The organism is Bacillus pumilus (assembly GCF_024498355.1).
In the GTDB taxonomy this organism is placed as follows: domain Bacteria; phylum Bacillota; class Bacilli; order Bacillales; family Bacillaceae; genus Bacillus; species Bacillus pumilus_P.
The window spans coordinates 1,916,292-1,939,003 of sequence record NZ_CP101833.1; the positions used below are offsets into that span (position 1 = coordinate 1,916,292).

Genomic DNA, 22,712 nt, shown 5'->3' on the forward strand with positions numbered 1-22,712 from the left:
CAACTTATTATGACATGATCTGCCTTTAAAAAAAAGCAAACTGCTTGTTCTCTTTAATGAGAATTCGCTGTTTTTTTCATGCGTAATTGTGAGGTGGTAAACAGTAAAATGGCCACCCAAATACAGAAAAACGTCAAGATTTTTGCTGCAGATAAGTGTTCGTGATACACAAATAGCCCTAAAAACAGCGTAATCGTCGGTGCAATGTATTGCAAAATGCCGACTTGATAAAGAGGAAGCCTTTTTGCGCCTTCAGAAAATAAAAGTAGCGGCACAGCCGTAAAAACCCCTGCAAAAAATAAGAGGCCCAGCGATCCGAAACTGTTTGGATTCATGGTCACCACAGGTTCTTTTAAGTAGAATAATAAATAAACAAGTGCAGCCGGTGCGAGAAGCAGCGTTTCAATCGTTAACCCAATCGCGCTCGTAAAGCTCATCCTTTTTTTAATCAGTCCATAGAAACCAAAACTAAAGGCTAATAAGAAAGCAACGACAGGAAATGAACCGTACTGAACCGTTGAAATGATCACACCAGCGGCGGCAATGAGAATCGCGATCGTTTGCATTTTATTCAGTCGTTCTTTCAAGAAAAGGATGCCTAATAAAACGGATACTAGCGGATTAATATAGTATCCTAAACTTGCTTCTAGCATGAGATGATGGTTGACTGCCCAAATGTACACATACCAGTTGACCGAAATTAAAATAGCAGATAAAAGTAATGAGAAAAGTGCTTTTCCATCCATCATCAGCCCCTTCACAGTCTGTATTGCTGGGCGGACTTGCTTTAAATAAAGGAGAATACCACACATAAAAACAAATGACCATACGATTCTGTGCGCTAAAATTTCGCCTGACGAAATATGCTCCATCAGTTTCCAATATAATGGGAATAGCCCCCATAATGTAAAAGATGCTGCAGTATACAGGACACCTTTTGATTGCTGCTGTTCGTTCAATCTAACCATTCCTTTCTAAACCTATCGTATATTATAGCACGCACTCAGGTGAATGGGCATATACTAATTCAGGGCATTTAGAAAGGATGATTTGCATGTTTGACTGGAACCGATTATTCCCTTTTCAAAAGCAATTTTCAAAAGAAGCCTTAAAAAATTCAGATCCTAAAGACGTTGAGCAATATGTCAATCAAGTGATGGAAAGTGTATTCGGCTCCAATTATTCTGCTCAGTTCCCCTTCCAGGATCCGCTGTCTCAGCATCAAAAAACAAGAGAGCCAGACGTCAAAAAAGAGAAAGAGCCGAATGTTGAAGTGTTTGAAACAACTGATCACGTGTTTGTCAAAATAGAGCTTGCTCGTCCGAACACAGAAAAAGTGAAAATCAAACATACAGCCAATCTGCTGTTTATTGATCATTTTCCTGAAGAGAATGAACAAAAGAAGATCGTCCTGCCTGCTGCCGTGAAAAGAAAAGGAACGAAGGCTTCGTATCAAGAGGGTATTTTGGAAATTATGTTCTTAAAGCATGATGATCCGGGGATCTCTGAAATTGATATTCCATTATAAAAAGCCTGCTTTGATATGGAAGCAGGCTTACTCTTTTTTCTTAATAATATGGTGGATATCCGCCGCCATAAGGTGGTGGAGCAGGCGGTGGTGGTGGTGGCGGGTAATATGGACGAGGATAATTAAAAATCGCACTTCCTAGAAATCCGCCAAGCAGTCCGCCGACTAAAGGAGCGCCAAAACCAAAAAACAAAGGGACTCTGGATTCATATGGCGGAATGCCAGGGGCGCCGCCTCGAAAATACGGAGTATGAGGGTACATGCATTTCTCCTCCTTTGTCATGTGCCTAACATCAGCATATTCACCAGGAGACAAAACGTTTGGGCAAACCTGAAACTAGGCTTGCTCCTTTTTTTCATGAGATCCAGCATATTCCCCTGCCCAGCGCGATACTTCTCCAAACACACCGTTTAATGCATTCCCCTTTTCGGTTAGACAATAGATGACTTTGACAGGCGTTTCAGGCAGTACAATTCGCTCTATAATTCCATCTTGCTCAAGCTCTTTTAAGCGTTCTGCGAGCATTTTTTGACTGATGGATGGAATAATGTCCGTCAGGTCTTTAAACCGCTTTGGACCATCAAGCAATACATGAATAATGAGACCATTCCACCTCTTGCCAAGAAGTAAAAAAGCTTGCTGAATGTGTGGACATAATTGGAATTCCATATATTTCAGCCTTTCTTTTCCTGATTGTTTGACAAACTAACGGTATACAATTTAAAATATCTTTAGTTACAATAAGTAAGTTTCTCACTTTTTTATTTATTGTACCATACTATTTGCAAAAACGGGAGGAAATATCCATATGGCGAGCGATCAAAAAACGATTGAAATTTTAAAAGAAAGAGCTTCAGTAAAAGAGTATGATACAACTCATGAATTGACAAAAGAAGAGCTAACAGAACTTCTTAATGTTACAACAAAAGCACCATCTGCGTGGAACCTTCAGCATTGGCATTTCACTGTATTCCATAGTGCTGAATCAAAAGCAAAGTTACTTCCAATCGCTTACAACCAAAAGCAAGTCTCACAAGCATCAGCTGTTATTGCAGTGTTAGGTGACCTTGAAGCCAATAAAAATGGCGAAAAAATCTACAGTGAGCTAGCAGAACAAGGCTTCATTACAGAAGATATTAAAGAAACACTCATGACTCAAATTAATGGCGCTTACCAAAGTGAGCAGTATGCACGTGAAGCAGCGTATTCAAATGCATCATTAGCTGCTATGCAATTAATGATTGCTGCTAAAGCAATGGGATATGATACATGCGCAATGGGTGGTTTTAGTAAAGAAGCGTACATCAAAGAATTCAATGTGAGCGGCCGCTACGAACCAGTCATGCTGATCTCAGTTGGTAAAGCAGCAAAAGAAGCTCATAAAAGCAATCGTTTTGACATCGAAGAAGTATCTGATTTCCTATAAAAAATGGCAGAGCCTCAGCTTTCATGCTGGGGCTTTTTTATTTGTTTTAAATATTATTCCTCCATACTTTTTTTCAAATCCCCCTCTTCACTCTTCTGTCTTTTTGCGAATGAAAGCGTTATATTAGTATGGTATTCTCAAAAATGATTGTTTTTTCTGAAAATGGTCTTGTGATCTAATCTGACAACTGCTATTATTATGAAATTACAAAATATTCAGGAGGAAAACATGAATAAAAAATTGATGCTGGCACTACTTATATCGATTCCTTTCATCGGACAGCTCGCACTACTTCCCTTTGTGAATCGTATTCATCCATTTGTGATTGGGCTGCCCTTTTTCCACTTCTGGCTCTTACTATGGATTGTTCTCACACCAGTTTGTACATTTATCATTTACCGGATGCAACATTCAAATGGAGGAACTGACTAATGCAAGGAAATTTAACAGCTTTATTGATTACTGCAAGTATTATTTTCATCGTCGTGGTCATCGGATTTGCCGCTGGTCGTGACAAATCGTCAAGACAGTCGGTAGAAGAATGGTCTGTCGGCGGGAGAAAATTCGGCGGGCTACTCGTCTGGTTCCTCGTTGGCGCAGACTTATATACAGCTTATACCTTTTTAGGGCTCACAAGTACAGCTTATACAGCTGGAAGTGTCGCTTTTTTCGCTATCCCTTATTCGGTTCTTGCTTATTTTATTGCTTATTTTTTCTTACCGAAACTTTGGACAGTTGCGAAAAATCACAAGCTTACAACCCTTGCTGATTATGCACGTGAGCGGTTTGACAGCAAGCTGTTATCGAGTTTGATTGCCATTATTGGTGTACTTATGCTTATTCCTTATATTTGTCTTCAGCTGAGCGGGATTCAAGATACGTTAACTGTCGCTGGAACTAGTTATATTAATGTGAATGCAGTTGTTATTATTTCATTTATTTTAGTTGCACTTTATACATTTTTCAGCGGTATTAAAGGACCTACATATACAGCCATTATTAAGGATATTCTTGTTTGGGTGATCATGCTCTTTATGGTGGTTTCTCTGCCAATCATTCATTTTAACGGATGGACACCTATGATGAATACGTTAGTCAAGGAAGCACCACAGCTTCTGACGATACCTGAAGGCGGTCCTAAAGGCATTTTGTGGTTCATTACTGCTTCAGGCGTTTCTGCCCTTGCTCTTTTTATGTGGGCACACGCGGCAACTGGTGTTTTTACAGCCAAAAGCGCAGATGCCATCCGTAAAAACAGCATATTTTTGCCTCTTTATAACATTGTATTGATTTTGGTCATCTTCCTTGGGTTTATTGCATTTTTAGTCTTACCAGAAGATACTAATCCAAGATTTGCTCTTCTTCATTTAATTCAAACGTCATATGGCGGCGTGATGCAGGGGCTGGCTTATTCAACGATTGCGCTGGCTTCTCTCATTCCATGTTCCATCATGGCCATTGGCGCGTCGAATTTATTTGCGAATAATTTATACCGTGACTTAATCCATCCAAATGTGACACCGAAAAGATTAACCATCATTACACGTTCGATGGTGTTTATTGTCATCGGGCTGGCCCTTTTATTCGGGATGCTCTTCCCAACTGCACTCGTCACGCTCCAGCTGATCGGTGTTTCAGGAATGGTTCAAATTTTCCCAGCGATTGCGATCAGCTTGTTCTGGAAAAAACAGTCTAGAGAAGCAACCATTGCAGGGCTGGTCGTAGGGATTATCGTCACCTTTACAGCCAATATTACACAAGTAACGTTCGGCCTTTATGAGGGCTTTCTCGGTTTACTAGCAAACGTTGTGGTCATCTTGATGTTGAATCCATTCTTCCAAAAGAATGTCACATCCAATTCAGTTACAAATGATCTGTTTGAAAAGGACAACGAAAAAGCAGCAACGATGGCAAAATAAGAAAAAGCAGTGCCCTAATGAGGACTGCTTTCAGCGTGTAGACAAACCCTCGCATTCTTTGTAAGGTCTGCGCTCCGGTGCTCACGAATGTCAAATTCGCTCCGCTCCAGTGCTCGTCCTTCCTAGACTTCAAAGGTTTTCTATCACGCTGAAAAGAAGACAAAAGGCTAAAATAAACATCATTTTAGCCCTTTGTCAACAATCTAAAAGCAGTCCCCTGATGAGGACTGCTTTTTCTTTATTTCATTTCTTTTTTTAAGACTTCAAGTGCTTTTTTCATTTGCGTATCATTTTTCTTTAGCTTATCTTGGATGTTTGTCATGAGTACCGTCGTTGTATCCCCTGTGAGAATACCGTCTGCCTTCAGATCATGATCTGTTTGGAAGCTTTTCACGATAGACTGGAATGCTTGATCATACTCACCATTTGCTTTTGCTTTATAGCCAAGTGCTTGGAACATTTTTTGAGCCGCTTTGACTTCATCACCATTATCATTGAGCTGATACGTCTTTTTAGGGCTTAAATATGGCAGCTTCGCATAACTTGGCAGAGATGCTTTCACCTGTGGTTCAATTCCTTTTTTGTGAATCCAAGAACCGTTCGGTGTCAGCCACTTCGCAATGGTTAACTTGACACTAGAACCATCATTATAGCTTTGCGCATTCTGAACAGTTCCTTTACCGAACGTCTTTTCACCAACAATTTGAATGCCTGATGATTGGTGCAGAGCAGCCGCCATGATTTCAGCAGCGCTGGCTGAGCCGCCGTTTACAAGGACAACTGCCGGTTGATGGACTTTGCGTTCTTTTTCAGCCTTGTACACTTGTTTCTTCCCTTTTTCTTCAACCTGCATAATGACTTTTCCTTTATCGATAAAGTCATTACTCATTTCAATCGCTTCTGTCATAATACCGCCTGGATTATCTCTCAGGTCGATGACAAATCCTTTTGCCCCTTTTTTCTCGAGGTCATCAATCGCTTTATCTAGCTCTTTAGATGTTGTTTCAGCAAAGGACGTAATTTGGATTTCTCCTATTTTATCTTTTGTTAATTTTGCATAAACCGTTTCAAGCGGAATGGTGTCTCTTGTGATGTTCACATCTACATTGCCAACACCTTGCCGATTGAGATGCAGCTTGACATCCGTTCCTTTTTTGCCTCTGATGAGAGAGACTGCTTTGTTTACCGACATTCCTTTTGTACTTTTTCCATTCACCTTTAAAATACGATCATGAGGTTTCAAACCAGCTTTTTCAGCAGGAGAGCCTTTAATCGGCGCGACAATTAAAATTTGTCCATCCTTTTCTTCTACTTGTGCACCGATTCCTTCAAATGAGGAAGAAATGGTATTGTTAAATCCTTCGGCTTCCTCCTGATCCATATATGTAGAGTATGGATCATCAAGTGATGCAATCATTCCTTGAATCGCACCATCTACTAGTTTTTGATCATCCGTTTTTTCGTAATACTCATCTTTTACTTTCGTATAAGCAGCCATGAGTTTACTAAACTTCTCATCTCCTGAGACACTGACAGCACCTTGTTTTGTGATCACAAATGTAATCGCTGAGGAAAGTGCAGCTGTCACCAGAATGGCTATCACGAACTTGAATTGTTTTTTCAAAAAAACACCACCTTTATCTCCTTTCATTATTATCAAGGACGATTCTCCATCCGTCAACCAAAGGATCAAACTTCTATTTGAAAAGATAAGCCACTTGACTCTGCATTGCATAATCTTTAGAGAGGAATATGATAAGGAAAGAAGGGATTTCATGAGTGATTATGTAGAAATGCTTGCCTATTTTGGCGTATCGGGTGCCCATCCTGGTGGAATTGAGTTAACGAAATCGATGATTGAGCATATAAAACTGACGCCGGATGCGCGTATACTGGATGCCGGATGCGGTACGGGACAAACGGCTGCGTATTTAGGAAATTTAGGTTATCAGGTGGAGGCGATTGATACGCACCCTTTGATGATTGAAAAGGCCAACCTTCGATTCGAGCGAGAGGAACTGCCGATCCGTGCCTTGCAAGCATCCATTGAACAGCTTCCATTTCCAGATACAGCTTTCTCTCTACTGATCAGTGAATCTGTTTTAAGTTTCACCGAATTACCTGCGGCGCTTGCTGAGATTAAACGGGTGCTTTCCCCTGGAAGTCAATTGATCGCAAATGAAGCTATGTTAAAAGCACCTTTGAAACCGGAAGAGCTGGCAGTTGTTCGAGATTTTTATGGCTTCCACTCCCTCTTTTCGCTTGAAGAATGGAAAGAGCAGCTAATAGCGGCAGGCTTCCGTGATATTCGGATTCTCTCATTCGATGAACACATGGTGCAGGAGGAGCCTACAGAAATGGATTTATCTGAACAAATACCGCCTTCTCTTTACGATACACTGCAAACACACTATGACCTCATTCAAGCGCACCGGGAACATCTGAGTCACATTCTATTTGAATGTACAGTATAAAATGAGCAAAACTCCTATATGTTTTGTCCAAACTCTATGAGGTCTCTCGCATAGGATAAGAGTGAAAAGAGTTTGTCATAAGGAGGAAAAACATGGAGCGCTACTACAAGCTTTGTCAGCAGCATATGGGGAAAGTCGCTAGAATTACCGATCGTAATGGCAGAGTGCATGTTGGACGTATTGAGCGGGTGACAAACCGCAAAGTTTATATTCGTCCAGTCGGTGGGTCTCGCCAAGGATTTGGCTTTGGTTATTACGGAGGATATTATGGCTGGGGTGCAGCTTATGGCATTGGTCTCGGATTCATTACCGGCTTCGCACTAGCAGGATTGTTCTTTTTTTAAAAGGAGAATAAAAGAAGGCCCCCCAAACAGCTGGGAGGCCTTTTATTTGTTTAGATTTTCTTCACTTTGTTCATGTACTCTTCAAATGTTAAGTCGTGATCATGCATCGCTTTTGCTGCTTCTTTTCCAACATAGCGCAGGTGCCACGGCTCATATTCAAATTTCGTGATGTCTTCTTTTCCTTTTGGATAACGAATGATAAAGCCATATTGATAAGCGTTTTTAGCAACCCATTTGCCATCAGGTGTTTCACCAAACTTTTCAGAGATCTCAAAGCCGGCACTCTTTGAGGAAATGTCCATTGCGAGACCTGTTTGATGTTCACTTTCGCCTGGTAAAGCTACTGCTTCTTGGGCTTTGTCTTTCCCTTTTAATTTGACCTCACTGTCAAAAATGACTTTTTGACGGTCGTAGGAGCGATAGCCAGATACAGCAGCCAGTTCGAAGTTTTCCTTTTTCGCGCCTTTGAATAACTTCTCAAGTGCTTCCGCTGCTTCTTTACGAATATATCGTTTTTCAATATCCTCTGAAAAAGAGAATTCTACTTTTGGTACAACGAGATCAGAAGGTTTATAGGTTCCTGGCAGTGCGTATTCTTTGTTGACTAATGCTAGCACATTTTCAGGATTTTGTATGGTTTTCAGCCCACTGACAACCTTGATGTCATTGAAATGTTCACTCTTTAACGTCAGCTCTTGATCAGATGAATCTGCCGTATCATTTGAGTTTTGCTGGGATGTTGAACTTGCTGTGTTTTTTTGTTCGTTTGTTTTGCTTGATTCAGATGTACCGCTTTTTTGATCCAGCAACTGGCAGCCTGATAGTGCCGCTGTCAAACCAAGAATTGATGCGATTGAGAGTATTTTATAGCTTTTCTTCATGACATACCTTCCTTTTGCTCTACTAAAAAAATAAAGATGCGCTACATCGTAGCACACCCTTTATTTTATTATAAAACAGAGTCTAGTGCAATTAAGATCATTTCGTCAAAAGTCGTTTGACGCTCTTCAGCAGTTGTTTCTTCTCCTGTCAGAACATGATCACTTACTGTCAGAATCGATAACGCTTTTCTACCAAATTTTGCAGCAAGCGTATAAAGAGCTGTTGTCTCCATTTCAATCGCTAGGATACCGTATTGATCCATAAGTTCAAGTGGTTTTTCATTGTAAAATTGGTCTGCTGTAAATACATTTCCGACACGAACGGCTACATTTTTTGCTTCTGCTGTGTCGTAGGCTTTCTTGAGAAGACCAAAATCAGCGCAAGGCGCGTAATCAATCGGTCCAAATGCCACACGGTTCATTTGTGAATCTGTTGAAGATGTCTGGGCTAAAATGACATCACGCACATTGACATCCTTTTTGATCGCTCCGCAAGACCCAACGCGGATTAAGTTTTGAACATCATAGCTTTGAATGAGTTCATTCACATAAATCGAAATAGATGGTACGCCCATTCCAGTGCCTTGTACAGAAACTCGCTTTCCTTTATAGGTTCCAGTAAAACCATACATTCCACGCACTTCGTTATAGCACTCAACATCTTCTAAATATGTATCTGCAATATATTTCGCACGAAGCGGATCGCCTGGCAGCAATACCGTTTCTGCAATTTGTCCTTTTTCTGCTCCAATATGTACACTCATTTTTTAGCCTCCACTTACGTTTAACATGTGTTTTGTCCTATTTATTATAAACGATTGAGACCTAAAAAGAAAATACCAGCTGGATCGAAAGCTGGTATCCTAGATCATCTATTTAACTTATCGTCATCAGTCGTTCACTGCGTTTCCACCCTGCCGGAAAGAGCTGATAATAGCATTTCCCCTTTTTCCTATCATCAATCACAACGATATCCCCTGTTGTGATAAACCGCGCATTGTAATCATTAGGGACTGTATCATGTACATTAAATGTCGAGAATGCTTTTTCCAGAACATCAAGGTGTGTTCTGCCGCCAATCTTTGTCCGGTACACAGGCTGATGCCCGCTTGCAGCACCATATTCAGGTGTCTGATAAATGGTTAAGTGATATGCTGAAGGTTTCTTTTGAAAAAATCTCAACGTCAATTGCATTCAAATCCCTCCCCTTTTATATAAAATTGGCTGGGATCTGTCAATTTCCTTCTTCTATTTTTGTCGAATGACAGGCAATCTTTCGTCAATCTTTTTACATAGAAGAAATAAAGCTAGTCCTATCGCAAAGCCTCCTGTGACATCTGTCAAATAATGGACACCAATATACATCCGGCTGATGCCAATCAAAAACACGCATAGTCCTGTGATCAGGTAGACGGTTTTTTGTTTTTCTTTCAGCCATGGAATCATCTCAACTAATAGATATGCGATAAAAGGATAAATCGTCGCTGCATTCATCGAATGTCCACTCGGAAAGCTGTAATAGGTTTCATTGACAAGATGATCAAAGGCCGGACGCTCTCTAGCAAACAGCCCCTTTAGTTCATGATTGATTGTTTTTTCTGTAAGATATAATAGAAAAAGCAGCATGATAGAGTAGTAGCGCTTATACACTAGGAGTACCACACTAAAGATGAGCATGATTGGAACTAGCAGCGCGCTGATGCCAAAGTCCGTCACAGCCAGCATGACATCATTTATAAAAGGGAGTCTGATATTCTCAAACCATAGGATGACCTGGTTGTCCAATTCCTGAAATACACCAGATACCATGAGCGCAGTGATGGCACCAAATAAAATGAAAAGAAATAGGATATACACGCGAAAGATTCCCCTCCCTCCTCAGAATCTCTTCAAAGTATAGTGCCTACCACGCCTCTTCTTCAACTATCATTGCTTTCCTCAGCATATATTCAAATGTAATGTCAGCCAGCTCAAACGTTTCTAGCTCAGTCGGTATGTACCCTCTTTTGACCAGCTCCATGTAGAAGAATTCCGCAATTTCCTCTGTATCAATCACCAAATCTGCTTCTTTCATTGCTTTCCGCCTCCTTTTTTATGATGTATGAACGCTGCCTGTTTTTTATTACAGTTTGTCATAATGGCTCATTCCATACATATAAATGCATTAAACAAAAAGAAAAGGGGCTTGAGGCAATGAAATGGTTAAGCATATTAGATGGAGAAACGTTTGATCAGGTGATGGGCCGTATCTTGAGGGGATGGTTTTATGTGATTGTATTTTTATGTGTACCTTATTTTTTATTCGTGTTAGGACAAGTCTTTCTTTAACCAAAATGCTCGTTTAAACTTTCCAAAATAAAATCCATCATATCCTTATATTCTGGATCTTGGAAAAATTCGTAGAGAATTTTATAATCATTGTAAATATCAAGAAGCTCATCCACTATAGATACAGCGAGGAATTCTAGTGGTGCTTCGCTTTCTTGTTTCTCTCCCAACTGTAATAGAGCCGTTTGTACCATATCTTCCTCTATTTCTTTTGAGGTTTCTCCCACGTAATGCACAAAAAGAAGCTGATGAACAAACTGGTCCATCTCATATTTCCTTAGGACAAGCGTTAAGTCTTCCTCCTCTGTTTCCAGCCACTCTCCGTCCTTTAGCCTCGTGAGTTCGTAAATCACATCTTCCCAGCCATCTTCAAGGTAGCGCCAAATTTCAGTCCGATGACCAATGATTTTAAATAGCTCTTTTCCGTAATCTTTTACATATACAACATCGCCAATGAGGAACTCATATTCAATGTCCAGCTTTTCTGTATCCACAATCACTCCGTCGTACTCATCGTAAAGCTGCAGTGATGTTTCAAAATAAAGCACCTCATTATGATTGACCTCATATAAATAGTGCTGGTCAATTTGATGGACTTTTGTAATCGTTCCGACTGTGCCGTACATGACAACGACGACAATATCCCCTACTTGATATTTTGGTGCTTTCGCCTTCATTCTGTCTCCCCCTTGCCCGACTTTTGGTCTTAACGTATCGTATGCCGGCGCAAGGAATTCTGCATGGGCAACCACACCATGCAAAACGCCATTTTATTTCTCCATCAAAAAACCGCTTCTCCCATCCGGAACAAGCGGTTGTATGTGTGTTATTTTTTTTTGACCTCTACTTCGTATTGTTCAAACGCTTCGTCAAATGTAGTCATCGAGTTTAAATAATCGCCATTCAATTCTAAATAGGCACACAGCTCATGATAATCAGTGGAAGCTTTAGGAAAGCTGTGATCTTCATAAGCAGCATTTGCAAAATGACTGATTTCATCTTTCGGTTTTGGATGTCTGTACTTCATTAAATAATGGTAAAACGACTTCACCTGGTTTTCCCTCCGCGACACTCTATTTTGTTGTTATATTATACAGGAATTTGCTGACTTGTATAGGCGGAGGTACAACTTATGATGAAAAATCAAAGTAATTTCGCTTTAATAACCGCTCCATGCTCATTAATTCTTCGTATGACATTTTTTCTGGAAGTTTTGTTTGGTCCACTAAAATTAATTGATCTTCTATCTCTTTTACCGTCTCATCCTTTTGATATGTCATTCCGCAATGCATACAAGAAATGGACGGCGTGTCGATAATTTCAATGGATTGTGTGCCAGTGATCAGCTCCCAATAGACGGTTGTCTGCTCCGCGTTTGCTTTGTTTTCCTCACACCAATCACATGTCAGCAAGGTTATTTCTCCTCCTTTACAGTTTCTTCTTTTTTGAGCTGCGCTTGATATTTCTTCTCTTTTAATTGATCCCGTTTTTCACGTTTGTTTTTGAGCGTATCATGCTCAGGATTTGTCTCATATGCTTCTCTTCGTTTCATCCGGCTTAAATTTTCAGGCGTAAACGATCTTGCTTCATCTTGAAATAGAGCAGTGACGCCAATTGCCGGTTCTTGTTTTTCTTCATAAATTTCATTAAAATACGCATCTCCCTGGCCTGCGACGTAATGCTCTGGCTCTGGGTACGATGTGATGACGCCTTCAAAGTTACGAAGGACGACTTTGTCAGGGCTTTGCGATAATAAATAATTTGGCTGCAGGGCGATCTTTCCTCCGCCTCCTGGGGCATCTACAACAAAGCTTGGCACTGCATAACCGCTCGTATGCCCTCTTAAGCCTTCAATGATTTCAAGTCCTTTTGAGACGGGTGTTCTAAAGTGACCAATGCCCTCAGATAAATCACATTGATAAATATAATAAGGTCTGACGCGAATCTTCACGAGATCGTGCATCAGCTTCTTCATAATTGGAACACTGTCATTAATACCCGCTAGGATCACGGCCTGATTGCCTACAGGGACACCGGCATTCACAAGACGTTCACACGCTTCCTTTGCTTCTTTTGTGATTTCAATACTTGTATTGAAATGGGTATTCAGCCAGACCGGATGATATTTTTTCAAAATCTCACACAGTTCATCTGTAATTCTTTGCGGAAAGACAACCGGCGCGCGGGTACCAATACGAATGATCTCAACGTGCGGAATGTCTCGTAAGTTTTTCAAAATGTATTCGAGCACTTGATCATTGATTAACAGCCCATCTCCGCCTGAAATTAACACATCCCGCACCTCAGGTGTTTCTCTAATATAGCCAATTGCAGCATCTAGTTGCTTTTTTGGTACGCCCATGCCGATCTGTCCGGAAAAACGTCTTCTCGTGCAATAGCGGCAGTACATGGAGCACTGATTTGTCACAAGAAACAGCACACGATCTGGGTACCGGTGCGTTAAACCTGGGACAGGTGAATCCTCATCTTCATGAAGCGGGTCTTCCAGGTCATATTTTGTTTTATGAAGCTCCTCTGCAATTGGCACAGATTGCATGCGCACCGGACATCTTGGATCGTCTGGATTCATCAGTGAGGCATAGTAGGGTGTAATGTTGAGTGGAATGGTTTTGGTGGAAATCTTCACCCCTTCTTTTTCCTCTTCTGTTAAGTTCACGATTTTTTCTAAATCATCAAGCGTTTTAACGGTATGCGTCAACTGCCAAATCCAGTCGTTCCACTTTTCCTCGGGTACATCTTTCCAAAGCTCAATGTCCTTCCAATGACGCGTTGGTTCATACAGTTTCTGATTCATATCCATTCCCCCTATCAGCATTCACTTTATACTATGCAAGTTATGTGCCAACATGGGAAAATGCCCCTATTGTTTACAAAAGGAGCTTTTTTCACCATATTTTTATGATTGGAAGTGCCTACATTTCGGCATCTGCATATTTCTTCAGTTTGTATTGCAGCGTTTGTCGAGGGATCTTTAAGGCTGCGGCGGTTCGTTTAATATTCCCGTTATGCTTACTTAAAGCTTCTTGAATCAATGTTTGTTCAAATGAAGTAACCTGACTTTTTAATGAGGACTGCTGAGATTCGTTTTCTCTCTTCTGAGCCCGTAAATGAGCAGGAAGATATGCCGGGGTGATGTCTTCCGCTTCCTTTGGCATCATCAAAACAGCATGCTCAATGGTATGTTTTAATTCTCGGACGTTCCCTGGCCAGTGGTGCGCCATAAACAATTGTGCCGTTTCTTCAGAAAGGCGGGTGACATTTTTAGAAAACTGGTGATGATAGGTTTGAATGAAATGATGGGATAGCAGCTTGATATCTTGCTTTCTCGCTCGAAGCGGTGGAATATGAAAAGATGACACATGCAGTCTATAAAATAAGTCTTCTCTTAAAATTTGCTTTTTAACAGCTTCAAATGGATCTATATTGAGTGCCGTAATGACTCTGACATCCACTTTAATGGCCTTTGCATCACCGATGCGGCGCACAACGCCATCTTCTAACACACGTAATAATTTTGTTTGCAGCGTGAGCGGCATCGCTTGCAGCTCATCAAGAAAAAGCGTGCCCCCATCTGCTAATTCAAAAAGCCCCTTGCGATCAATTGCGCCCGTATAGCTCCCTTTGACAGATCCAAACAATAGACTCTCAAGTAATGATTCTGGAAGCGCTGCGCAGTTTTGCGGAATGAACACCTGGTTTTTTCGGTCAGATTCATGGACAATGGCTTGTACAAGCACTTCTTTTCCTGTCCCTGTTTCCCCGTAGACGACAACAGACGAAGGATAAGCAGCTGCTTTTTTTGCCTTCTCAAGCATCTCTTTTAAGAGCGGATCATTTGTTAAAAATGAAGAAAAATCATGCATTTGGTCTGTCTCAGAAACACCATTCGTTCGTTTTTTTTGATCTAAACGATTTGAAAGTGCCGACAGCTTTGATACATCTTTTGCTACTTCCACTGCTCCTATTAACTTGTTATCTTCAATAATGGGCAATGTGGTGTTGACCGTTTCAATTTTTTCTCCATTTTTATTCAAATACGTTTGTAAAGAATGATAAATGGGCTTCCCCGTTCTGAGGACATGCATGAGTGTACTTGTTTTTTCAGTTAACGATGGGTACACATCAAGGATGTACTTGCCAATCACCTCTTCTTTTTGTAAACAGTCAAATTTAGCGGCATTGTGATTATAAAAGATCGTGACCCCTTGATCATCTACAACGTGAATGGCTTCATCGATGGCTTCTAAAATTAATTCAAACCAATCCGCTCTTTCGACAACCTTCCCCATTCTTTCCCCCTCACTTTCAGTGCCGGAAAATCGGCATCTATCGCCCAATTTTCAGCGGCTTGTTCGTGTTCATATGGTTTCCCTGTCCTTTTCACGTTTCGCTTTTTCCTTTCGATTTCCTGCTTTTTTCGTCTATTGCAAAAAAAGCCCCCCTTTTATGAGGAGTGCTTCCGACCTGATGTTTGATAAAGAGACATATCGAATTCTTGCAGCGATTTCCATATACAGCGGTACAATTGGCTTTTACTTCTTGAAAAAATGCAAATCGAGAAGAATGCAGCTTGATTGGCTGATAGTAAAGCGCAAATAACTTCACTACCTCAGGGACAATCTGGCAAAAGGTATCTGTAAGGAACGCTCACTCTTAGCTGATTTTTTGCATGCTTAAAAACCGCACTGTGTCAAACACTTCCCGACCATCACTCTTTGGAATACATTCCACTAATTAAGTGGTTACGTGACAATGCCTCCCACATTCCGACCATTTAATAATTGTTTAATCCCATTCTAAATTACCTCTCTTTTCATGTAATCTTTACTAGAATGTGAAATTCATTTTATTTAGCCTAAGCATTTGAAAACTTTAAAAAATGCAAGATGATTACATGAAAAAAACGAATGATTGAGCATTCTGCTTATACCAAAAAAAGTGAATGGCATATACATAGTGGTGAGTTTAAATAAAAAAGAAAGGATGGGGAGCAAATGAGTGACAGTCGTACCGAGTTAAGAAGACAACTATTGAACCTATTCTTCAGACCGCTTAGCGACGCGTTAACAGTCAATATTGACGAAGGAGGAACCGAAATGGCAAATCAATTAAATAATCTATTAAGTGAAGTAGCTCTTGGATCATTATCAGCTTCAGCTTCAGTTTCAACCTCTGCTGGAACACCCACTTCACTTCAAGGAGCAAGATGGATTTTCTCAACACTTACACCAGGAACGGTTATTACTATTGTAACTGATTCTGGAGACGTCATTGGACCCGTTACATTTGTAACATTCGATGCTTCAACTGGTATCGTTTTTGTGACACAGGAATCTGCTGTTACACCTAACGGATCTGGAATCACTCTAATAGATGTAGATAAAATTGAAAGTGTTACCATCCCATCATAATGTGAGAGGGTTATCATGAAGCTACTTTATATCAGCTCTGGCTACGGAGGGATCTATCAAACTTTCGATCAATGGATAGTAGAAAGCTTCATCGATTCACCCTTTTCATGTTTAAAGATGGAAAGAGAATCTCTACTGACGCACATGCACAAAATCCGGACATTTTCTCCGGATTTTGTTTTCATGATGATCGGTGATCGTGTTCCAAAAGAAGTGCTTCAGCAATTCAAACAAGAACAGATACCAGTGGTCCTATGGATGACAGAAGACCCTTTTTATACAGATGTGTCAGCCAGCTGTGCACATGATGCACACATGATTTTGACAATTGACGAAGGCACACTGCCTTTTTATAAACAATTAGGTGTTCATCACGCACACTACTTTCCCATTCCGACAAATACACGTGTATTTCAGAAAAAAATGCCGCCAGCAGATTCGTTCCTCTATGATATTGCATTGATCGGTTATCCTTATCCAAATCGCATCAAATCGATCCGTGCACTATTGCAACAGCACAAATGGCGTATTCTCGTTGCAGGGAAGGAATGGCACCGTCACTTAAATAAATCTCGCAGACTATATCGTGATCTGACACTCGTGACCAATTGGCTGAACCCTCAGCAAATGGCCAAAATGTATGAGCAGTCAGCCATTATCCTTAATCCACACAGGCCTGCTCAATTTGCTTATAACCGAAACAAAGCAATGATTGAAAATATAAGTTTGAACAACAGAGCATTTGATATCGCAGCAAGTGGAAGTTTTCAATTGACGAATATAAATCCTCCAGGTGCTTTTTCAAGCTTTGCCTTTTACACTCATGAAGACGACTTGATTGAGAAAGTCGAATATTATGTATCAAATGATGAGAAAAGAAAGGCGATATCTCTTAAAAATTACGAACAAGTCGTTTCTTGGAATACATTTGACACGCTGCCATATAGGCTGTGTGAAATGGTAAAGAGCACCCTATAACCGGGCGCTTTAAATTGTTGACAAAGGGCTAAAATGATCTTTATTTTAGCCCTTTGTCTTCTTTTCAGCGTGATCGGAAACCTTTGAAGTCTTGGGAAGACGAGTACCGGCGCGTAGCGAGTTTAAGATTCGTGAGCACCGGCACTTGGACTGACAAAGAATGCGAGGGTTTGTCTACACGCTGGAGCGCCCTATAACAGGGCGCTTTTCCTTTTTTATATCAGTTTTATACTGTCCCTTCCGTATCTCGTCGTGCCAATAATACTTTCTCTACCTCTGTCCTATCTGCCTCAGTTTTGAAAACATGCGAATGTGTGCGATCCATGATGTATGCCCCAACAGACCCTTCTAAAAATGAGTGTATGCATTCTTTTGCATAATGAGCATGAAAAGCATATACAGCGCCATTTAGACGACCATACGTATAAGGATGTTCTTGCTTTGAAATAAAAAAATGATGATTGTCCTTATACAACGTCGCTTCATTGTTGTCATGCAGTGTCCATGTTTCGTTTGGGTTTTCTAGCGCCTCTGTAAAAGAAGCGGTACAATCATAACTTCCTTCTACAAGAAGCTCCAGGCATTTCTCAATATCAATCGGCTCTCTCAGTGGAGATGCTGGATGCAGATACAGGACAATATCAAACGTCTTCCCTTCCCGCTCTAAATAAGCAAGCGCATGCTTCACAGCTAGTAATGAAGGCGTTTGTTCAGTCACATGTGTGCTTGGAAGCTCAATGACATTTGCTCCGTAGTGGGACGAAATAATTTGAGTATTCACATCATGTGAAGAGACGATAATTTCATCTAACTCAACCATTTGGAGGAGCGGCTGAATGGTCCAATAAATAAGCGGTCGCTCCGCCAATAGACGAATATATTCATCATGATGATCTTGCTGCCTATGAAAAGCTGGTATCAAAGCTAAAATACGTTTTCCCCTATACATGTATGTTCTTCTCCCCTCACGCCCAGCTCAATATCGAGCGAAAAAACTTCCTTTACTTTTTCACCCACCATGAAGCTGTTGGCAGTATTGAAGTGTTTTTCTCTCGTTCTTTCTACTTTTTCTTTGATCTCTCCATATTCTATTAAGAAGCCAAATGAAAAGTTATAATTTGTTCACCTAATTTATGCATGAAGTGGTTTTTTTCCTCAAACGTCTGCCGCTCTTTCACATATGATGCAAAGTAGAGAAATAAGAGTTGGGGGATTGGATATGTCCAAACAGATAGAAACAAGTATGAAGACCTTTTTTCGTGACAAAACGATTTTAGTCACAGGCGGTACTGGTTCGATCGGCCGGCAAATCGTGAAAAAGTTAACAGCATGCTCTCCAAAGAAGGTCATTGTATTTAGCAAAGATGACAGCAAACAATACATGATGAAAAATGAGTATGCAGAATATCCAGAGGTCGTATTTGCACTTGGAGATGTGCGGGATGCAAGCCGCGTGAGACAGCTCGTCAAAGGGGTTGATATCATCTTTCATGCAGCAGCCTTAAAACAAGTACCCTCTTGTGAAGATAATCCATTTGAAGCCGTTCAAACCAATATCATCGGCGGGCAGCATGTTATTGAAGCAGCGATCGAACATGAAGTCAGTCATGTGGTTAACATTTCAACAGACAAAGCCGTCGCTCCGACAAATGCCATGGGTGCAACAAAATTGATTTCAGAAAAACTATTTTTCCAAGCAAACGAAAGTATTCCGAATCAAAAAACGATGTTTTGCTCTGTACGCTTTGGCAATGTGCTTGGATCAAGGGGTTCCGTCATTCCGATCATGCTCCAGCAGCTGTTAAATGAGAAGCCTTTGACCGTGACAGACCCTAATATGACACGTTTTTTTATGTCCATTGAAGAGGCTGTATCCCTCACACTTGAAGCAGCGATCATGATGAAAGGCGGCGAAACGTTCATTCTCAAGATGGAATCATTACAGCTTGCTGATCTATTAAAGGCGTTTCATGAATATGCCAGTCAAATCAACGTCGCATCTCCAGATATTCTCGTTATCGGGAAAAGACCCGGAGAAAAACTTCACGAGGAGCTCACATTCCCGCACGAGGCAGATGCACTGTTTGAACATGAACAATTTTATGCGATCTTACCGAGACCACATCTGCACCCTGCCTTCCAAAAAGTCGATTTGACCAATTACACGTCAAATGAAGCACCGCTCATTACAAAAGCGAAGCTATTCCATATCATCGAACAATTACATCACACGCATCATAAAAAATAAAAAATCGTCACACGGAAGCAGATGCTTTCCATGTGACGATTTTTAAATGAATTATTCAAATAGATGTGCCAAATGACCGTAGCCTTCTTTTTCAAGATCATCCTTTGGGATAAACTTCAAAGCGGCTGAGTTAATGCAATATCGAAGACCGTTTGGCCCTGGTCCATCAGGAAAGACATGACCAAGATGAGAATCAGCTGTTTTGCTGCGAACCTCTGTCCGAACCATACCATGACTCGTATCAACCTTCTCCGCTACTTCCTCGCCTTCAATCGGTTTTGTAAAACTTGGCCAGCCGCAATGGGCATCAAACTTATCGAAAGAAGAAAACAATGGCTTGCCTGAAATGATATCCACATAAATGCCCTCTTCTTTGTGGTCCCAAAATTCATTTTGAAATGGCGGCTCAGTGCCATTATTTTGCGTGACCTCGTACTGCATCCGGTTTAATTCTTTGATGCGCTGCTCTTTTTCATTTGCCATTATTTATCACTCCAATGGGATTGAATAAAACCCGCTCTACCCGAACCGACATGATATCGTTCGTAGTGCATTTTGTTCTTTTTATAATAGTGCTGATGATATTCCTCTGCGGGATAAAAAGGACCAGCCTCTAAAATTTCTGTGACGATTGGCTTTTGGAAAATTCCGCTTTGACTCAGCTGCTCTTTCGAAGCTTCTGCAAGCTTTCGCTGCTCCTCATTATGAACATAAATACCTGTACGGTAGGACTCTCCTCTATCACCAAATTGCCCTCCATCATCTGTTGGGTCTATTTGCTGCCAATACAGTTCTAATAGTTTCTCATACGGGAAAACGTCAGGATTAAATGTGATTTGAACCGCTTCTCTATGTCCCGTTGTATTTGTACATACTTCCTCATAGGTCGGATTCACTGTATGTCCGCCAGTATACCCTGATTCAACTTTGATAATGCCTGGCTGTTCATCAAAAGGTTTAACCATACACCAGAAACAGCCTCCAGCAAATGTGGCTAATTCTTGTTTTTCAGACATATTAGTGCCCCCTTCATTTAAAAAATGGTATCATCATATTATAACATGATAAAAAATAATGAAAATGATACGACTTGTATACCTAAAATGAACGAAAGCTTTCTATCGTATCTTAACATATAATGGGGGTTTAATGATTGGAACAAAGAAAACAAATGATGTATGAAATGGATACTTTACTGAGAACCGTATTTAAGCAGATACGTTATGAAATTAACAGCCTGCTCGATAACGAATTATCTCGAAATGAATTTCTCATTTTAAATCTACTCCGTGAGCAAGGCGCAAAAAAAGTAACGGAATTCGCTTCGATTCTTGGGGTGTCAGCAAGCCATATTACAGCAGTGACCGACACACTTGTAGAAAAAGGCTGGATCACTCGTATCCGCTCAAAAGAGGATCGCCGCATCATCAAAATCCACTTAACCGATAAGGGTAAGGAAATTACTGAGCATTTTGAAAAAAAGAAAACAGAATACTTTATGGAACGATTTGAATCATTTGATGATGAAGAACTCAAAACGATGATCAAATTATTCAAAAAGCTGGATAAAAGCCAAAAGGATTAAGCATAGATTTTAGCGCTTAGGACATGCTACGGATAAAAAGAGGTGGATGAACTATGACAAGCCCTTATCTTTGTCCAAACTGTAAAACCAACAGAACGCGCTTTAATCTGATTGAGCAGCTTTCAGAACCTGTGAAGCTTGATCCGGCGACTGGAGCAGTTGTCGAAACATACAAAGGAGATCAGCTTTCTCCTTTTCACATGAGCTATCAAGGACCTCAACTCAAAGTCCAGTGCGGCGTTTGCGGTTTAATTGAGGATGAAAAAACATTCATTAAGCTAGCTGAATATCATCAATATTCTTCTCCTTCTTAACATGCAGGTCTGACGGAAAACGTCAGGCTTTTTTCTATGTTTCTTTTGCCTATACAGATCGTCCCTTTCGTGCATACGCTACAAAAAACACCATCGTATGAGAAAGAAGGAATGATAATATGCAGCAGCTCTGTGATATGAATGACTTTCCATATCGTCCGTCAGCTACCGTCTACCAATACCATCAGAGACATACTTCTCAAAAAGCCGTTATTCGACTATTTCACGCTGCACCAGATCTAAGTGAGCTCGCTGTATTTGTGAATCGGCAGCAGATCGTGAGAACGATGCCGTATGGCCAGCTGACAGCTTATATGGAGTGGGATGAGGGTGTTTATGAGATAGAAGTATTCAAGCTGGCTACAAAAGAAAGGGTTCTTTATTCTCGCAAGATGCTCCAGGGAGACGAGACTTACACACTGTGTATCACAGGGGCTCGAACAGGCTTTGCATTGCTAACAGAGCGCCAAGATTCTCTTATCAAGCAAGATGACCTATCAGCACTTACATTTGTCCAGCTGTCTCCAGACCTCCCTTCCATTGATATATATGAACGTGATCAAGGAATGTTATCAAAGGAGCTTGGTTATGTGAGCGGCACCCAAACTCATCATTTCTCTCCGAATAAGTATCATTTTGAACTGAAAGCTTCCGGTACTCAAAGTGTACTGCTTGATATCCCAAAAGTTCACCTGCAAACAAAGCACGCATACCTCATTTTGCTTCATGGTTTTGCAAACGGAGAGCCAGAGCTCATGGCGAAGGTGGCCTTGTCTCGCCAAATATAAAAAGAGCCTTTCCAGATGGAAAAGGCTCCGAGCGTGTAGACAAACCCGCATTCTGTGTCAGTCCTGTGTGCTGGTGCTCACGAATCTCAAATTCGCTCCAGTACTCGGCCTTCCTAGACTTCAAGGGTTTTCATACCACGCTGAAAAGAAGACAAAGGGCTAAAATAAGGTCATTTTAGCCCTTTGTCAACAATCTGAGAGCCTTTCCAAATGGAATAGGCTCCTTACGAGACATCTTCAGCTTTTTCTTGCTTTTGAAAATCAAAAGCAAGAATCATGATGCCTAAAAATAATGCACAATAGGCAATATTTAAGTAAAACTGATCGATATTTTCTGCTTTTAAATCAGTGGCAGCCGTAATGCCAAAGTACGCAGCAAATAAAAGCGACAGTAAACTAAAATATTGATAGATTCGCTTCATGATTTCACTCCTGACTTGCACGTTCTATTGTTTTGGATGGTAAT

At 40.8% G+C, this 22,712-nt stretch carries 33 protein-coding genes; 14 read left to right on the top strand and 19 right to left on the bottom strand.

Translation table 11 applies throughout. From position 1 onward, the window contains the following. Window positions 1–53: 53 nt before the first annotated feature. Complete coding sequence (gene rarD, locus NPA43_RS09510) at window positions 54–959, bottom strand: EamA family transporter RarD (RefSeq protein ID WP_371930239.1); 906 nt, start codon at window positions 957–959, stop codon at window positions 54–56. Between the two features lie 95 nt (window positions 960–1,054). Here rarD and NPA43_RS09515 point away from each other — a divergent pair, with 95 nt between their 5' ends. Beyond that, window positions 1,055–1,528 (top strand): Hsp20/alpha crystallin family protein, encoded by a 474-nt coding sequence (locus NPA43_RS09515; protein WP_099727903.1) that lies wholly within the window; start codon window positions 1,055–1,057, stop codon window positions 1,526–1,528. Between the two features lie 40 nt (window positions 1,529–1,568). Here the strand turns inward: NPA43_RS09515 and NPA43_RS09520 are convergent, their stop codons facing one another. Together NPA43_RS09520 and NPA43_RS09525 are read right to left on the bottom strand one after the other, a co-directional pair. Continuing rightward, entirely contained in the window at window positions 1,569–1,790 is a 222-nt protein-coding gene (locus tag NPA43_RS09520; protein ID WP_060697072.1) for a hypothetical protein, read from the bottom strand. Window positions 1,791–1,865: 75 nt separating this feature from the next. Further along, entirely contained in the window at window positions 1,866–2,198 is a 333-nt protein-coding gene (locus NPA43_RS09525) for a winged helix-turn-helix transcriptional regulator (RefSeq protein ID WP_256498699.1), read from the bottom strand. Between the two features lie 139 nt (window positions 2,199–2,337). On the opposite strand from NPA43_RS09525, the gene NPA43_RS09530 reads away from it, so the two are divergent. The 3 genes from NPA43_RS09530 (at window position 2,338) to NPA43_RS09540 (ending at window position 4,874) form a co-directional block, all read left to right on the top strand. Next, window positions 2,338–2,955: a nitroreductase family protein gene (locus tag NPA43_RS09530; protein WP_256498700.1), complete on the top strand. Its 618-nt coding sequence runs from the start codon at window positions 2,338–2,340 to the stop codon at window positions 2,953–2,955. Window positions 2,956–3,183: 228 nt separating this feature from the next. Then, window positions 3,184–3,387 carry a DUF3311 domain-containing protein gene (locus tag NPA43_RS09535; protein ID WP_099727906.1) on the top strand — a complete coding sequence of 68 codons (204 nt, stop codon included), beginning with the start codon at window positions 3,184–3,186 and terminating at the stop codon, window positions 3,385–3,387. After that, a complete protein-coding gene (locus tag NPA43_RS09540) occupies window positions 3,387–4,874 on the top strand; it encodes a sodium:solute symporter family protein (RefSeq protein ID WP_256498701.1) in 1,488 nt (495 codons plus the stop codon). The genes NPA43_RS09535 and NPA43_RS09540 overlap by 1 nt, the downstream gene beginning before the upstream one ends. Window positions 4,875–5,112: 238 nt before the next feature. On the opposite strand, the gene NPA43_RS09545 is transcribed toward NPA43_RS09540, so the two are convergent. After that, on the bottom strand, window positions 5,113–6,498 hold the full coding sequence (locus NPA43_RS09545) for a S41 family peptidase (protein WP_099728733.1): 1,386 nt from the start codon (window positions 6,496–6,498) through the stop codon (window positions 5,113–5,115). 151 nt (window positions 6,499–6,649) lie between these two features. On the opposite strand from NPA43_RS09545, the gene NPA43_RS09550 reads away from it, so the two are divergent. Together NPA43_RS09550 and NPA43_RS09555 are read left to right on the top strand one after the other, a co-directional pair. Further along, window positions 6,650–7,348, top strand: coding sequence for a class I SAM-dependent methyltransferase (locus tag NPA43_RS09550; protein WP_099728730.1), 699 nt, complete (start codon window positions 6,650–6,652; stop codon window positions 7,346–7,348). A gap of 92 nt (window positions 7,349–7,440) precedes the next feature. After that, window positions 7,441–7,692 carry a hypothetical protein gene (locus tag NPA43_RS09555; protein WP_099728729.1) on the top strand — a complete coding sequence of 84 codons (252 nt, stop codon included), beginning with the start codon at window positions 7,441–7,443 and terminating at the stop codon, window positions 7,690–7,692. 50 nt (window positions 7,693–7,742) lie between these two features. On the opposite strand, the gene NPA43_RS09560 is transcribed toward NPA43_RS09555, so the two are convergent. The 5 genes from NPA43_RS09560 to NPA43_RS09580 all read right to left on the bottom strand — a co-directional run bounded on the left by NPA43_RS09560 (window position 7,743) and on the right by NPA43_RS09580 (window position 10,647). Next, complete coding sequence (locus NPA43_RS09560) at window positions 7,743–8,573, bottom strand: M15 family metallopeptidase (RefSeq protein ID WP_256498702.1); 831 nt, start codon at window positions 8,571–8,573, stop codon at window positions 7,743–7,745. 68 nt (window positions 8,574–8,641) lie between these two features. Then, the gene (gene deoD / locus NPA43_RS09565) at window positions 8,642–9,337 is read right to left on the bottom strand and encodes a purine-nucleoside phosphorylase (RefSeq protein WP_034319185.1); all 696 of its coding nucleotides are present in this window, start codon (window positions 9,335–9,337) and stop codon (window positions 8,642–8,644) included. Window positions 9,338–9,449: 112 nt separating this feature from the next. After that, window positions 9,450–9,767: a YodL domain-containing protein gene (locus tag NPA43_RS09570; RefSeq protein ID WP_099728727.1), complete on the bottom strand. Its 318-nt coding sequence runs from the start codon at window positions 9,765–9,767 to the stop codon at window positions 9,450–9,452. A 54-nt stretch (window positions 9,768–9,821) separates the two neighbouring features. Then, the gene (locus tag NPA43_RS09575; protein WP_256498703.1) at window positions 9,822–10,430 is read right to left on the bottom strand and encodes a phosphatase PAP2 family protein; all 609 of its coding nucleotides are present in this window, start codon (window positions 10,428–10,430) and stop codon (window positions 9,822–9,824) included. A gap of 46 nt (window positions 10,431–10,476) precedes the next feature. Next, window positions 10,477–10,647 carry a YozD family protein gene (locus NPA43_RS09580; protein WP_099728725.1) on the bottom strand — a complete coding sequence of 57 codons (171 nt, stop codon included), beginning with the start codon at window positions 10,645–10,647 and terminating at the stop codon, window positions 10,477–10,479. Window positions 10,648–10,766: 119 nt separating this feature from the next. On the opposite strand from NPA43_RS09580, the gene NPA43_RS09585 reads away from it, so the two are divergent. Next, entirely contained in the window at window positions 10,767–10,901 is a 135-nt protein-coding gene (locus NPA43_RS09585) for a hypothetical protein (protein ID WP_256498704.1), read from the top strand. On the opposite strand, the gene NPA43_RS09590 is transcribed toward NPA43_RS09585, so the two are convergent. The 6 genes from NPA43_RS09590 to NPA43_RS09615 form a co-directional block, all read right to left on the bottom strand. Then, a complete protein-coding gene (locus NPA43_RS09590) occupies window positions 10,898–11,578 on the bottom strand; it encodes a hypothetical protein (RefSeq protein WP_099728724.1) in 681 nt (226 codons plus the stop codon). The genes NPA43_RS09585 and NPA43_RS09590 overlap by 4 nt on opposite strands. Window positions 11,579–11,727: 149 nt before the next feature. Further along, window positions 11,728–11,952: a YozE family protein gene (locus NPA43_RS09595; RefSeq protein ID WP_099728723.1), complete on the bottom strand. Its 225-nt coding sequence runs from the start codon at window positions 11,950–11,952 to the stop codon at window positions 11,728–11,730. A 79-nt stretch (window positions 11,953–12,031) separates the two neighbouring features. Continuing rightward, on the bottom strand, window positions 12,032–12,313 hold the full coding sequence (locus NPA43_RS09600; RefSeq protein WP_099728722.1) for a YokU family protein: 282 nt from the start codon (window positions 12,311–12,313) through the stop codon (window positions 12,032–12,034). Between the two features lie 2 nt (window positions 12,314–12,315). Further along, window positions 12,316–13,716, bottom strand: coding sequence for a lysine 2,3-aminomutase (ablA, locus tag NPA43_RS09605; protein WP_099728721.1), 1,401 nt, complete (start codon window positions 13,714–13,716; stop codon window positions 12,316–12,318). A 118-nt stretch (window positions 13,717–13,834) separates the two neighbouring features. Continuing rightward, window positions 13,835–15,211 carry a sigma-54 interaction domain-containing protein gene (locus NPA43_RS09610; protein WP_099728720.1) on the bottom strand — a complete coding sequence of 459 codons (1,377 nt, stop codon included), beginning with the start codon at window positions 15,209–15,211 and terminating at the stop codon, window positions 13,835–13,837. After that, window positions 15,172–15,306 (bottom strand): hypothetical protein, encoded by a 135-nt coding sequence (locus NPA43_RS09615; protein WP_256498705.1) that lies wholly within the window; start codon window positions 15,304–15,306, stop codon window positions 15,172–15,174. The genes NPA43_RS09610 and NPA43_RS09615 overlap by 40 nt, the downstream gene beginning before the upstream one ends. Window positions 15,307–15,389: 83 nt before the next feature. On the opposite strand from NPA43_RS09615, the gene NPA43_RS09620 reads away from it, so the two are divergent. From NPA43_RS09620 to NPA43_RS09630, 3 genes are all read left to right on the top strand, one after another. Next, the gene (locus tag NPA43_RS09620; RefSeq protein ID WP_256498706.1) at window positions 15,390–15,521 is read left to right on the top strand and encodes a hypothetical protein; all 132 of its coding nucleotides are present in this window, start codon (window positions 15,390–15,392) and stop codon (window positions 15,519–15,521) included. A gap of 395 nt (window positions 15,522–15,916) precedes the next feature. Then, a complete protein-coding gene (locus NPA43_RS09625) occupies window positions 15,917–16,333 on the top strand; it encodes a hypothetical protein (protein ID WP_099728719.1) in 417 nt (138 codons plus the stop codon). Between the two features lie 15 nt (window positions 16,334–16,348). After that, window positions 16,349–17,311 (top strand): CgeB family protein, encoded by a 963-nt coding sequence (locus NPA43_RS09630; RefSeq protein ID WP_099728718.1) that lies wholly within the window; start codon window positions 16,349–16,351, stop codon window positions 17,309–17,311. A gap of 226 nt (window positions 17,312–17,537) precedes the next feature. Here NPA43_RS09630 and NPA43_RS09635 read toward each other — a convergent pair whose 3' ends face one another. Continuing rightward, complete coding sequence (locus NPA43_RS09635; RefSeq protein WP_249705125.1) at window positions 17,538–18,260, bottom strand: acylneuraminate cytidylyltransferase family protein; 723 nt, start codon at window positions 18,258–18,260, stop codon at window positions 17,538–17,540. A 270-nt stretch (window positions 18,261–18,530) separates the two neighbouring features. Between NPA43_RS09635 and NPA43_RS09640 the strand changes: the two genes are divergently transcribed. Beyond that, entirely contained in the window at window positions 18,531–19,559 is a 1,029-nt protein-coding gene (locus NPA43_RS09640; RefSeq protein ID WP_099728716.1) for an SDR family NAD(P)-dependent oxidoreductase, read from the top strand. Window positions 19,560–19,610: 51 nt separating this feature from the next. Here NPA43_RS09640 and msrB read toward each other — a convergent pair whose 3' ends face one another. Beyond that, entirely contained in the window at window positions 19,611–20,042 is a 432-nt protein-coding gene (msrB, locus tag NPA43_RS09645; protein WP_099728715.1) for a peptide-methionine (R)-S-oxide reductase MsrB, read from the bottom strand. Continuing rightward, a complete protein-coding gene (gene msrA, locus NPA43_RS09650; RefSeq protein ID WP_249705126.1) occupies window positions 20,042–20,575 on the bottom strand; it encodes a peptide-methionine (S)-S-oxide reductase MsrA in 534 nt (177 codons plus the stop codon). Before msrA ends, msrB begins: the two co-directional genes overlap by 1 nt. 137 nt (window positions 20,576–20,712) lie before the next feature. Here msrA and NPA43_RS09655 point away from each other — a divergent pair, with 137 nt between their 5' ends. The 3 genes from NPA43_RS09655 to NPA43_RS09665 all read left to right on the top strand — a co-directional run bounded on the left by NPA43_RS09655 (window position 20,713) and on the right by NPA43_RS09665 (window position 22,246). Further along, a complete protein-coding gene (locus NPA43_RS09655) occupies window positions 20,713–21,144 on the top strand; it encodes a MarR family transcriptional regulator (protein WP_099728713.1) in 432 nt (143 codons plus the stop codon). A 53-nt stretch (window positions 21,145–21,197) separates the two neighbouring features. Further along, on the top strand, window positions 21,198–21,458 hold the full coding sequence (locus NPA43_RS09660) for a DNA alkylation repair protein (protein ID WP_099728712.1): 261 nt from the start codon (window positions 21,198–21,200) through the stop codon (window positions 21,456–21,458). Between the two features lie 119 nt (window positions 21,459–21,577). Continuing rightward, window positions 21,578–22,246 (top strand): DUF4397 domain-containing protein, encoded by a 669-nt coding sequence (locus tag NPA43_RS09665; protein WP_099728711.1) that lies wholly within the window; start codon window positions 21,578–21,580, stop codon window positions 22,244–22,246. A 224-nt stretch (window positions 22,247–22,470) separates the two neighbouring features. Here the strand turns inward: NPA43_RS09665 and ypmT are convergent, their stop codons facing one another. Continuing rightward, the gene (gene ypmT, locus NPA43_RS09670) at window positions 22,471–22,668 is read right to left on the bottom strand and encodes a protein YpmT (protein ID WP_099728709.1); all 198 of its coding nucleotides are present in this window, start codon (window positions 22,666–22,668) and stop codon (window positions 22,471–22,473) included. Between the last annotated feature and the right edge of the window lie 44 nt (window positions 22,669–22,712).

Excerpts from the sequence above, each read along its gene's own strand:
- NPA43_RS09515 (WP_099727903.1), top strand. The coding sequence starts at position 1,055 with ATGTTTGACTGGAACCGATTATTCCCTTTTCAAAAGCAATTTTCAAAA.
- NPA43_RS09520 (WP_060697072.1), bottom strand. The coding sequence starts at position 1,790 with ATGTACCCTCATACTCCGTATTTTCGAGGCGGCGCCCCTGGCATTCCG.
- NPA43_RS09525 (WP_256498699.1), bottom strand. The coding sequence starts at position 2,198 with ATGGAATTCCAATTATGTCCACACATTCAGCAAGCTTTTTTACTTCTT.
- NPA43_RS09530 (WP_256498700.1), top strand. The coding sequence starts at position 2,338 with ATGGCGAGCGATCAAAAAACGATTGAAATTTTAAAAGAAAGAGCTTCA.
- NPA43_RS09535 (WP_099727906.1), top strand. The coding sequence starts at position 3,184 with ATGAATAAAAAATTGATGCTGGCACTACTTATATCGATTCCTTTCATC.
- NPA43_RS09540 (WP_256498701.1), top strand. The coding sequence starts at position 3,387 with ATGCAAGGAAATTTAACAGCTTTATTGATTACTGCAAGTATTATTTTC.
- NPA43_RS09550 (WP_099728730.1), top strand. The coding sequence starts at position 6,650 with ATGAGTGATTATGTAGAAATGCTTGCCTATTTTGGCGTATCGGGTGCC.
- NPA43_RS09555 (WP_099728729.1), top strand. The coding sequence starts at position 7,441 with ATGGAGCGCTACTACAAGCTTTGTCAGCAGCATATGGGGAAAGTCGCT.
- NPA43_RS09560 (WP_256498702.1), bottom strand. The coding sequence starts at position 8,573 with ATGAAGAAAAGCTATAAAATACTCTCAATCGCATCAATTCTTGGTTTG.
- deoD (WP_034319185.1), bottom strand. The coding sequence starts at position 9,337 with ATGAGTGTACATATTGGAGCAGAAAAAGGACAAATTGCAGAAACGGTA.
- NPA43_RS09570 (WP_099728727.1), bottom strand. The coding sequence starts at position 9,767 with ATGCAATTGACGTTGAGATTTTTTCAAAAGAAACCTTCAGCATATCAC.
- NPA43_RS09580 (WP_099728725.1), bottom strand. The coding sequence starts at position 10,647 with ATGAAAGAAGCAGATTTGGTGATTGATACAGAGGAAATTGCGGAATTC.
- NPA43_RS09585 (WP_256498704.1), top strand. The coding sequence starts at position 10,767 with ATGAAATGGTTAAGCATATTAGATGGAGAAACGTTTGATCAGGTGATG.
- NPA43_RS09590 (WP_099728724.1), bottom strand. The coding sequence starts at position 11,578 with ATGAAGGCGAAAGCACCAAAATATCAAGTAGGGGATATTGTCGTCGTT.
- ablA (WP_099728721.1), bottom strand. The coding sequence starts at position 13,716 with ATGAATCAGAAACTGTATGAACCAACGCGTCATTGGAAGGACATTGAG.
- NPA43_RS09610 (WP_099728720.1), bottom strand. The coding sequence starts at position 15,211 with ATGGGGAAGGTTGTCGAAAGAGCGGATTGGTTTGAATTAATTTTAGAA.
- NPA43_RS09620 (WP_256498706.1), top strand. The coding sequence starts at position 15,390 with ATGTTTGATAAAGAGACATATCGAATTCTTGCAGCGATTTCCATATAC.
- NPA43_RS09625 (WP_099728719.1), top strand. The coding sequence starts at position 15,917 with ATGAGTGACAGTCGTACCGAGTTAAGAAGACAACTATTGAACCTATTC.
- NPA43_RS09630 (WP_099728718.1), top strand. The coding sequence starts at position 16,349 with ATGAAGCTACTTTATATCAGCTCTGGCTACGGAGGGATCTATCAAACT.
- NPA43_RS09635 (WP_249705125.1), bottom strand. The coding sequence starts at position 18,260 with ATGTATAGGGGAAAACGTATTTTAGCTTTGATACCAGCTTTTCATAGG.
- NPA43_RS09640 (WP_099728716.1), top strand. The coding sequence starts at position 18,531 with ATGTCCAAACAGATAGAAACAAGTATGAAGACCTTTTTTCGTGACAAA.
- msrB (WP_099728715.1), bottom strand. The coding sequence starts at position 20,042 with ATGGCAAATGAAAAAGAGCAGCGCATCAAAGAATTAAACCGGATGCAG.
- msrA (WP_249705126.1), bottom strand. The coding sequence starts at position 20,575 with ATGTCTGAAAAACAAGAATTAGCCACATTTGCTGGAGGCTGTTTCTGG.
- NPA43_RS09660 (WP_099728712.1), top strand. The coding sequence starts at position 21,198 with ATGACAAGCCCTTATCTTTGTCCAAACTGTAAAACCAACAGAACGCGC.
- NPA43_RS09665 (WP_099728711.1), top strand. The coding sequence starts at position 21,578 with ATGCAGCAGCTCTGTGATATGAATGACTTTCCATATCGTCCGTCAGCT.
- ypmT (WP_099728709.1), bottom strand. The coding sequence starts at position 22,668 with ATGAAGCGAATCTATCAATATTTTAGTTTACTGTCGCTTTTATTTGCT.